General features: G+C 71.1%; 10 protein-coding genes and 2 pseudogenes. 4 read left to right on the forward strand and 8 right to left on the reverse strand.

Translation table 11 applies throughout. From position 1 onward, the window contains the following. Window positions 1–144: pseudogene (locus MET9862_RS30325) on the reverse strand (polysaccharide biosynthesis/export family protein); the annotation flags it as partial. A 302-nt stretch (window positions 145–446) separates the two neighbouring features. Between MET9862_RS30325 and MET9862_RS27100 the strand changes: the two are divergent. Continuing rightward, window positions 447–1,727 (forward strand): alpha/beta hydrolase, encoded by a 1,281-nt coding sequence (locus tag MET9862_RS27100; RefSeq protein WP_142586030.1) that lies wholly within the window; start codon window positions 447–449, stop codon window positions 1,725–1,727. Between the two features lie 128 nt (window positions 1,728–1,855). On the opposite strand, the gene MET9862_RS27105 is transcribed toward MET9862_RS27100, so the two are convergent. Beyond that, the gene (locus MET9862_RS27105; protein WP_142586031.1) at window positions 1,856–2,254 is read right to left on the reverse strand and encodes a c-type cytochrome; all 399 of its coding nucleotides are present in this window, start codon (window positions 2,252–2,254) and stop codon (window positions 1,856–1,858) included. Window positions 2,255–2,745: 491 nt separating this feature from the next. Here MET9862_RS27105 and MET9862_RS27110 point away from each other — a divergent pair, with 491 nt between their 5' ends. Together MET9862_RS27110 and MET9862_RS27115 are read left to right on the forward strand one after the other, a co-directional pair. After that, entirely contained in the window at window positions 2,746–3,327 is a 582-nt protein-coding gene (locus tag MET9862_RS27110) for a PilZ domain-containing protein (RefSeq protein WP_142586032.1), read from the forward strand. Window positions 3,328–3,596: 269 nt separating this feature from the next. Further along, window positions 3,597–4,229, forward strand: a complete 633-nt coding sequence (locus MET9862_RS27115; protein WP_142586033.1) for a transglutaminase-like cysteine peptidase — start codon at window positions 3,597–3,599, stop codon at window positions 4,227–4,229. Window positions 4,230–4,304: 75 nt separating this feature from the next. On the opposite strand, the gene MET9862_RS27120 is transcribed toward MET9862_RS27115, so the two are convergent. Further along, on the reverse strand, window positions 4,305–4,562 hold the full coding sequence (locus tag MET9862_RS27120) for a hypothetical protein (RefSeq protein WP_142586034.1): 258 nt from the start codon (window positions 4,560–4,562) through the stop codon (window positions 4,305–4,307). Window positions 4,563–4,878: 316 nt separating this feature from the next. Between MET9862_RS27120 and MET9862_RS27125 the strand changes: the two genes are divergently transcribed. Next, window positions 4,879–5,577 carry a transglutaminase-like cysteine peptidase gene (locus MET9862_RS27125; RefSeq protein WP_142586035.1) on the forward strand — a complete coding sequence of 233 codons (699 nt, stop codon included), beginning with the start codon at window positions 4,879–4,881 and terminating at the stop codon, window positions 5,575–5,577. A 64-nt stretch (window positions 5,578–5,641) separates the two neighbouring features. Here the strand turns inward: MET9862_RS27125 and MET9862_RS27130 are convergent, their stop codons facing one another. The 5 genes and pseudogenes from MET9862_RS27130 to MET9862_RS27150 all read right to left on the reverse strand — a co-directional run. After that, window positions 5,642–5,971, reverse strand: coding sequence for a DUF6949 family protein (locus tag MET9862_RS27130; RefSeq protein ID WP_142586036.1), 330 nt, complete (start codon window positions 5,969–5,971; stop codon window positions 5,642–5,644). A 129-nt stretch (window positions 5,972–6,100) separates the two neighbouring features. Continuing rightward, window positions 6,101–6,310, reverse strand: a complete 210-nt coding sequence (locus MET9862_RS27135) for a DUF3126 family protein (protein WP_142586037.1) — start codon at window positions 6,308–6,310, stop codon at window positions 6,101–6,103. A gap of 215 nt (window positions 6,311–6,525) precedes the next feature. Continuing rightward, a complete protein-coding gene (gene cysE / locus MET9862_RS27140; RefSeq protein ID WP_142586038.1) occupies window positions 6,526–7,389 on the reverse strand; it encodes a serine O-acetyltransferase in 864 nt (287 codons plus the stop codon). 285 nt (window positions 7,390–7,674) lie between these two features. Beyond that, window positions 7,675–8,586, reverse strand: a complete 912-nt coding sequence (locus MET9862_RS27145; protein ID WP_280179002.1) for a helix-turn-helix transcriptional regulator — start codon at window positions 8,584–8,586, stop codon at window positions 7,675–7,677. Window positions 8,587–8,804: 218 nt separating this feature from the next. Further along, window positions 8,805–9,001 (reverse strand): annotated as a pseudogene (locus tag MET9862_RS27150) (DUF882 domain-containing protein); the annotation flags it as partial.

Consider the following 9,001-nt stretch of genomic DNA (forward strand, 5'->3'; position numbering starts at 1 on the left):
GATCTCGTAGCGCGCAAACAGCCCGTCGGGCGTGGCCACCTCCGCCCCCGCATCCACCTGACGCGCGGTCGGGCCCGCCGCCGGAAGAACTGAGCAGCCCGACACCGCCAGCGCGGCGCACAGGGCCAGGGGGAAAGCGCGCATCCAGGGTCGCCCGTCTGTTTCGCCGAGTTCGCTGCCTAGCTCAAAGCCGGACGGGAGTCCGTATCTCGCACGCCACAGTCGAATCGCGACGCCGGGACGAGCCTGTTCATCCCCGGTGCCCACAGGGCGGATCGCAGGCGGGACCTTTCGGGCCGGCACTGATGCAGGGAAGGCACGAGCCCGGCCCGACCATCCGCGCCGGGCGCGAAACTCAGCATTGCGGGCCCGGCAGGCAATTGCCGCATCGGTTCTCCTAGAAGATAGATCCGGACACGGTGTTTCCGAGACCTGTCCCGAGCTGCATGCGTACTGTCCTGGCCTATACACCGCCCGATCTTCAGGAAGCGCGACCGGGCGTCGTCCGCCGGCGGCTCGTCTTCTTCCTGGCGGGCTACGACCCCGAGGCGCGCAGCCGCTACCGGATGCTGTTCGTGCGCGAGCTGCTGCTCTCGGCCCGGCGCTTCGGCGAGCCCGCGCCCAAGCTCGGGCGGCTGAGCGAGGAGGCCGGAGGGCTGTCGCAGGTCTGGCAGATCGCGCCCCGTCCCGAGATCGGGGACGCGGCGGTCGATTACGAGGTGCTGCACTGGGACGACCTCGTCGCCCGCGACGGGCAGCGCCTGCGCCTCGTCAATATCGGGCTGCTCGTGGCCGGCACCCTGCACGCCCTGATGATCGGCCTGCTGTGGCGCTTCTACCGTTTCAACCATCGCTACGGGAACGTGATCGTCTATCCCTTCGTCATGGTGGTCGCCCTCGCGCTGGTCTCGGGGCTGATCGCGGCCGTGGTGCATCCCCATCTCGGCACCGGCTTCGCGCACAGCCTCGGCCTCCCGCTGGCCCTGTCGCTGCCGCTCGCCCTCGCGATCGGCGTCGCCTGGATCGCGGCGATCGACCGTCCGCTCAACCGGATGTTCTTCTGGCTGCTTCTGCGCAGCTGGGTCTTCCACTGGCAGCACGGCCAGGGCTGGCGGCCCGATTACGAGGCCCGCCTCGATGCCTTCGCGGAGCGCGCCGCGGCCCGCATCGCCGAGGCGCGCGCCTCGGCGGAGCCGCCCGACGAGATCCTGCTCGTCGGCCATTCCACCGGCGGCCTGACCGCCGCGGAACTCGCGGCGCGGCTGCTCGACCGGATGCCGGATCTCGGCGAGACCGGGCCGGTCCTGTCGCTGGCCACCCTCGGCTCGGCGCTGCCCCTCGTGGTGATCCAGCCCCGGGCCGTGCGCCTGCGGGCCCAGGTCGCCCGGCTCGTCGCCTCGCGCCGCCTCGTCTGGTGCGACTTCCAGGCCCCGCAGGACTGGATGAACTTCCCCGGCTTCAACCCGGTGCTCGACGTCGACCTGCCGGAGACCGGTGGCACGACCGCCAACCCGATCGTGCGCTCGGCCCAGTTCAAGCGCATCCTGACGGCGGAGACCTACGCGAAGGTGCGCAACCGGCCGTTCCGGATGCACTTTCAGTTCCTGATGGCGAACGAGCTGCCGGGCGAGTACGACTATTTCCGCATGGTGCTCGGGCCGCAATACCTGCGCGACCGGGCCCTGCAGCCGATCATCGGTCCCGAGCCCGTGCGGACACGGCGCTGACGAGCCGGGTGTCGCGAGAGGGGTCACCCCTCTCGCGGGGCCGGGCAGAGCCCGGGACAAGAGGCCAGGGCTCCGTCCCGGCACCCCGCCCAAGGGATGATCCCTCGGGAAACCCGGGCTTCAATCCCTCATTTCGGGAATGCGCCGCTCGCCGAATCCTTGCTCAGCGGCTTGTCGCCCGGCTGCACGCCGTTCTTCGAGAGGATGTAGGCGGTGATCGGGTCGAGCTGGTCGTCGGCCAGGGAGCCCGGCGTGTTCTGGGGCATCTTCTCGTGGATGTAGGTGCGCAGGTCCGCGACCGGCTTGCCCGCCCACTTGTCCTTGAACCCGTCGCCGACGAGAGCCGGACCCGTGGCGCCCTGAAGGTTCGGACGGTGGCACTGGGCGCAGTGATTGTTGAACTTGGTGTGTCCGTCCTCCGCCTGCTGGGCGGTGAAGGGTCCGTTGGCGGCCTGGGCCGCGCCGGCGGCGAGGAGGCCGGCGGCGAGGGTCAGGACTCGCACCGGATCGATTCGGGCGTTTCGCAAGGCGTGCTCCCTCCGCTATGGGCGCAAGGCCACGCGCGCCCCCTGGCCTCCTCGGCGGGCTGCCCCGGGATGTTCGCGCCGATGCGCCGCGTCGTTCGTGCACGGCCGCGGTCTCTCGGCCGCAGTCGTGGGGGCTCAACGCCGACGGTTGCAGTTTGGTCCCATTATAATTTGCCGTTTATGCCCGAGCTTGACTGTTCAGCGCGCACTGGCGGCTTTCGCGAGGCTGCGGGATTTGAGGATCCGCGCGGCGCGCGCGGCGAAGACTTCTCCAGAGCGCGGATGATGGGCGGCTGCAGGCCCGGCCCGCTCGCCAATTCGGCGCGCGCTTTCAAGCCAACCGGCAAAGGCTTTCGTAACGCCAGGGCGCTAGGATCGTCCGGTTCGCCAACCTGGAAGTCCGACCCCGGATGCTCGCCAGCCTCGGAATGCAAGGGAGAACGGGTCTCCCCCTCCCGGACGCAGCCCACGCGCCCGAGGCCTCGCGCGCCATGCGTGCCGACGACCAGCGCCGCTTCCAGCGGGTCAAGGTGGCCCTGCTCGGCCGCTACATGCTCAGCGACCGCCGCGAATATCCCTGCCAGACGGTCGACATGTCGCCGGGCGGGGTGCGCGTCCTCTGCGCGGTGGCCGGCACGGTGGGCGAGCGCGTGGTGCTGTATCTGGAGCAGATCGGCCGCGTCGAGGGCATGATCGTGCGCCACGCCCCCGGCGGCTTCGCGGCATCGCTCTCCGTCTCGGCCCGCAAGCGCGAGAAGATCGCCTCGCAGCTCACCTGGCTTGCCAATCGCGAGCTGCTCGGTCTGCCCGAGGGCCGCAGCCACGAGCGCATCATCCCCAAAGCGCCCGCCATCGTGCTGCGGCTCGAGAGCGGACGCGAGATCGCCGCCCGCATCATCGACTTCTCGATGTCGGGCGTGGCCATCGCCTGCACCGCCAAGCCTCCGATCGGCTCTGCGGTCATCGTGGGCAAGACGCCCGGGCGGCTGGTCCGCTATTTCGAGGGCGGCATCGGCGTGCAGTTCCTGCTGCCGATCGATCCCGACCGCTTCCACGACGGCATGACGCTCTGAGGGCTTCCGGACGGAGGCCGATCGCGAACGCCGCGCCCATCGGGCGCGGCGTTCGCGATTCCGGGGCTGCGATGCGGCCGGCGCCGTCGGGCCAAGGTTTCCGGCTCCTGAACGGAAAGGCCCGATTCCGCGGCTTCCGCCGAAGGCTCGGTTCGGCCTGTGGCGAGCGGGCCGGGCTGGCGGTTCCGATCGATAAAATTGCGCCTATCCGCTTCAGCGCGGCGGAGGGGCCGTGGCGGCATCGTGACCTCACAGACGGAGTGGTCGCGATGCGCAGCGGGTCGTTTCTCAAGGTGGTCGGGTTCGCCGTCGGCGCGCTCTGCGCCACGCTCGGGGCCGCGCCGGCCGCCGAGAGCGTGCCGCCGATGCCGGCGATCGAGGCGGGTGCGAGCCCGCTGGGCGCGGCGAAGCCGATTGCGGCCTGGGTGACCTTCTGCCAGTCCTACGCGGCCGAATGCGCGGGCAGCAGCGCCGAGCCGGCGCGCATCACGCTGACCGCGGCGAGCTGGGCGCAGATCGTGGCGGTGAACAAGCGGGTCAACAAGAGCGTGCGCGCGATGACCGACATGGATCATCTGGGCGTGCCCGACCGCTGGGACCTTGCCGAGGACGGCATCGGCGATTGCGAGGACTACCAGCTCCTGAAGCGCCACCTTCTGGCCGCGGCCGGCCTGCCGAAGCGGGCGATGCGCATGACGGTGGTGATCGACGAGAAGGGCGAGGGCCACGCGGTGCTGACGCTGATCACCGACCGCGGCGACCTCGTGCTCGACAACAAGACCAGCCAGATCCTGCCCTGGCACCGCACCGGCTACGTCTTCGTCAAGCGCGAGAGCCAGGACGCGGTGGCCTGGGTCTCGCTCGGCGGCGTCACCTCCCCCGCCATGACCGCCAACCGCTGATCGCGCGAGCGGCCGGGGCTTCGCCCCGACGCGCCGCCGAAGGGATGGGACGATCCCTTCGGGAAACCGCAGCCGTCAGGCGGCTTGCGGCAGCGGCGCCTGGCGCAGGCGCGCCACGTAGGTCTCGATCCGGCCGACGAAGGCGGCCAGATGCGGCGCCACGCCCCGCAGGCTGGCGAGGTCGCGCAGGAGGATGTCGAGGGCCAGAGCCCGGTCGCCCTCGGTCGGGCAGGTGGCGGCGAAGCTGTCGACCGCGTATTCGGCCAAGCCCAGTGCGCCGGTCCGCCCATCCTCGGCGAGGGCCCGGATCACGTGCTGAATGGGGGGTTGCATCGGAGGACCTGTTCCTGAACGCTGGTGGCCGGGATCTTGCGAGGCGTCTGCGCCTCCCCGGTATCGAATCACCGCGCGGCGCCACCCGTCTCAAGCCGGCAAACCGGGTGAGAATCAAGGGGCGGAGAGGCTTGGGCGGAGCACGCATGCGGATCGTGCATGACGCGCCTGCGACACGATGGCAGACGCGCAACAGCGTTTTAATTTGGAACCCCGTGCGCGGTGATGCGTTAATTCGCCTTTCATTTTCTGATTGAGCGCCCGGCGGGGTCATGCAACCTTCATCGCACGTCATCGGTGCGATGGGACCGCGGGCATGCGGCACGCAATGATTCTGGGATTGTCCGAGGCGCTGGCCGGGCCGGTCTGGAGCTGGCACGGGGCCGTGCGCCGGCTCGGGCGCGCCGCAAGCTTCGGCCTCGTCGGCGCCATCCTCATGCTCGGCGGCGCGACCACGCAGGCCCATACCGGCCCTGCCCTGCCCGAGGGCGGGCTCGGCGTCGAGACCGGTCCGGCCGCGCGCCCGACCGCGGCCTGGACCGAGTTCTGCACGCGGATGCCGGATGAGTGCCGCGTGGACCTGAGCGAGCCGGCGACCATCCCCATGGACCTCGCCCTGTGGCGCACGCTGACGAGCGTCAATCGGCGGGTGAATGCCCGCATCAAGCCGCTCACCGATCAGGCGCATTGGGGTGTCGTCGACCGCTGGGACTATCCCGACGACGGCTTCGGCGATTGCGAGGACTACCAGCTCCTGAAGCGCCGCATGCTGGTGGAGCGGGGCCTGCCCCGGCGGGCATTGCGCATGACGGTGGTGATCGACGACATCGGCGAGGGGCATGCCGTCCTGATGGTCCGCACCGACCGGGGCGACTTCATCCTCGACAACAAGACCAGCACGATCCTGTCCTGGCGCAAGACCGGCTACGCCTACATCAAGCGCGAGGGCCAGGACGGCGCCGCCTGGGTGGCCCTCAACGGCGGCAGCTCGCCGGTGGTGACGGCCAACCGCTGAGATCCGGAGTGCCTCGATCGCGGCTTCCCGCCGACGAGGCTTGGGTCCCTCGGGGACGTGGCCCTCACGCCCCCGTGATGATGCCGGCCAGCCGCAGGGCGAGGCTGCCGGAGAGCAGGCTCCAGCCGCAGGCGATCATGGTGGCGAGCATCACGAAGGGGATCGGCCGGCCCTCGATCCGGCGCCCGCGCACCGTGTTGCGCAGGATGATGAAGGGCGCGCTGAAGGCCAGCATCGGCAGGGCCGCCGCGGCGATGACGCCGCCGCGCTCCAGCAGGCTGAAGCTCGCCCGCCGCGCCGTGACCAGCTCATAGGCGCTCGCGAGAAGGCCCGACAGGGCGAGCCCGATGCAGAGCGTCTGGATCGAGTCGAGGGCGGCAGGCGAGAGGTGCATGGACGCGCGAACTCCGTGAGATCGCGCGCAGCCTAACGCAGGTGTTTACGAAACGTTAAGCACTGTTCGGCGGCAGGGTTAATCCGTGCACAGGCGGCGATGCGCCGGAGACGGAAGGCCGCCGGGGCCTCAATCCTCGAGGTCGATGTCGAGGATCGGCATCCGGAAGACGAAGGAATCGTCGCCGTCCTCCTTGTCGTCGGCGATCACGCCGATCGACTCGTCGCCGATATAGACCTCCGCCGAATCGGCGGCCTTCATCGCCGCGATGCGGATGTTGTTGTTGGCGAACTTGCGGCGCAGATAGTCCTGCAGCTTCGCGATCTCGGATTTGGTCACGCTATCTCGTCTCCTTCGCCGCGCGGGCGGAGCGCGGCCCGGTTCTCGGGCTCGCTTCCCCTCCGCGCTCGTTTCGTGACGCGCTCGCCAGGCCCCCGAGGCCGCGTCGGCAGCGCGGGGTGGAGCGCTCCGGGCGTCCGGGGGGCGGCTTGCCATGCCGGGCCGCGGGCGGCAAGCGCGCCGCCTGCGGCCTTTGGCTGTTCCCCCGCGCGGGATCAGATCCCTTCGCCGACGTGGATGAACTGGTCCATGCTGACGAGCTGGTCCATGGCGCGGGCCGGCTCGGCGCAGCCGGCGGTGCCGACGACCCGGGCCGGCACGCCGACCACCGTGGTGTTCGGCGGCACCGGGCGCAGCACCACGGAGCCGGCCGCGACCCGGGCGCAGGCCCCGACCTCGATGTTGCCGAGGATCTTGGCGCCCGCGCCGATCATCACGCCGCGGCGGATCTTCGGGTGGCGGTCGGCGCCCTGCTTGCCGGTGCCGCCCAGCGTCACCGCGTGCAGGATGGACACGTCGTCGTCGATCACCGCGGTCGAGCCGACCACGAGGCCGGTGGCGTGGTCGAGGAAGATGCCCCGCCCGATCCGCGCCGCCGGGTGGATGTCGCACTGGAACACCTCGGAGGAGCGGCTCTGCAGGTAGAGCGCGAGGTCGCGCCGGCCGGCATTCCAGAAATGGTGGGCGAGGCGGTGCGCCTGGATGGCGTGGAAGCCCTTGAAGTAGAGCACCGGCTCGATCGCCCGGAAGGTCGCCGGGTCGCGGTCCATCACCGCGACGATGTCGGCCCGGAAGGCCTCGCCGATGCGCGGATCCTCGCTGATCGCCTCGAAGAAGCCGTGGGCGACGAGCTCGGCTGGCAGGGAGGCGTGGCCGAGGCGCGCGGCGACGCGGTGGGCGACGGCGGCTTCGAGCGTCTGGTGGTTGAGGATGGTCGCGACGATGAAGGAGGCGAGCTGCGGCTCCTCGCGCAGCACCTGCTCGGCCTCGCCGCGCAGGCGCGACCAGACCGGATCGCAGACCGCGAGCTCGTCGCGGGCGGGTTGATGGAGCGGGCTGACGGCAGGGCTTGCGGTCATGGCGAACCTCGACATCTCACGTCGCACGCCTCGCGCGGAGGGGCGGTGTCGGGCCGGCGTGCCGGCCGGACCCGGTCCGCTGCGACGCTTGCGGGAAAGAGTTCTATCTCAAAACCGGGTTGCGCGCACGGATGATCCCGCGGCGGCGCCGACAGGCGGATGAAAACGTCTGCGGTCCCGGTGGCGAGACCCTAGCGTGGGGCTGCGCCCCGGCCCGATCAAGGGCCTGGGGATGCGGGTGGGTGACGGATCGCTGTGCGGGACCGCGATGCGGCTCGGCGGCGATTACGGGCTCGCGTGCGCGGGCAGGCCGAACCGGGCCTCGATCGCGGCGGTGAGCCGGTCGACCATGATGCCCACCGGCACGTCCGAGGTGTCGACGGTGGCCTGACAGCGGGCGTAGAGCGGCTCGCGGCTGGCGAGCACGGCACGCAGGTCCTGCAGGGCCGCGGCGTTGTCGCCGGCGGCGGCGAGGGTGGCCTGTCCCTGGTCGCGCACCCGCTGCATGTGCTCCTCGGGCTTCGCCCGGAGCCAGACCGTGTAGAAGTTCTGCAGCAGCAGGTCGTAGGTCAGCGGCTCGGCGACGATGCCGCCGCTGGTCGCCAGGATCATCGGGCCCGGATGCTCGGTGAGGCGGCGCAGGGCCGCCTGTTCCAGGCGGCGGTAGCCCTCCTGGCCGTAGATCGCGAAGATCTCGCGCACCGAGAGCGCGCTCTCGCGCTCGATCTCGCCGTTCAGCTCCACGAAGGTCCAGCCGATCCGCTCGGCGGTGAGCCGCCCGAGGGTCGATTTGCCGGCGCCGCGCAGGCCGACCAGGGCGACGCGCTGGCGCACGGCCCCGTCCGAGGCGCCGCTGCCGGAGAGCGCGGTCTTGGCGGCGGCGATCTGGGCCGGAGAGGCCTGGGCCAGCAGGTCGCGCACCACCGGCCAGTCGGGCACGGCCTCGGTCCCGATGATGAGGTCGTCGAGGCGCACGCCCATGGCATTGGCCACGCGCCGGAGCAGGATGATCGAGACGTTGCCCTGGCCGCCCTCGAGCTGCGCGATGTAACGCTCCGACAGGCCGGAGGTGTGCGACAGCGTCTTGCGCGACAGCCCGCGGACCGTGCGCGCCTGGCGGACCCGGCGGCCGAGATCCGTCAAGAAGAGTGATTCCTGTTCCTCAACGCCGCTCATGGCGCCGTCCGCCTTCCTCAAAGTGGTGGCCGTGGTCGCCCCCGACCGAGGACGGCTCCCTTCGGGCCGCCCGGTCCGCAGCCCTTGATCCGGGCCGGAGGACGTCCGCGCCCCCGTTCCAGCCAGTGCCGCACGGCTTTGCTGCAGCGCAGCGATCTCGGCCGACTATGTGTTGCCCTTGGCCGGGAGGGTCAAGCGCCCTCGGCCGGAACGGCGCGAATAACTTGGTTTCCCAGGTTTCAGGGCTGGGCCGGCGGCGGCAGGGCGGCGGCCTCCTGCACGGGGGCCGGCGCCTTCCGGGCGGCGACGACTGGCCGGATCACGGCCGCGAGCATCTGGACGGAGGGGCGGCGCGGCGGCAGCGGCACCTCGACGGTCTCGGACAGGGCCGGATCCTGCGGGCCGGCGGCCAGCGCGGCGGGCGCGGCGGCCTGCG

The organism is Methylobacterium symbioticum (assembly GCF_902141845.1).
Classification (GTDB): Bacteria; Pseudomonadota; Alphaproteobacteria; order Rhizobiales; family Beijerinckiaceae; genus Methylobacterium; species Methylobacterium symbioticum.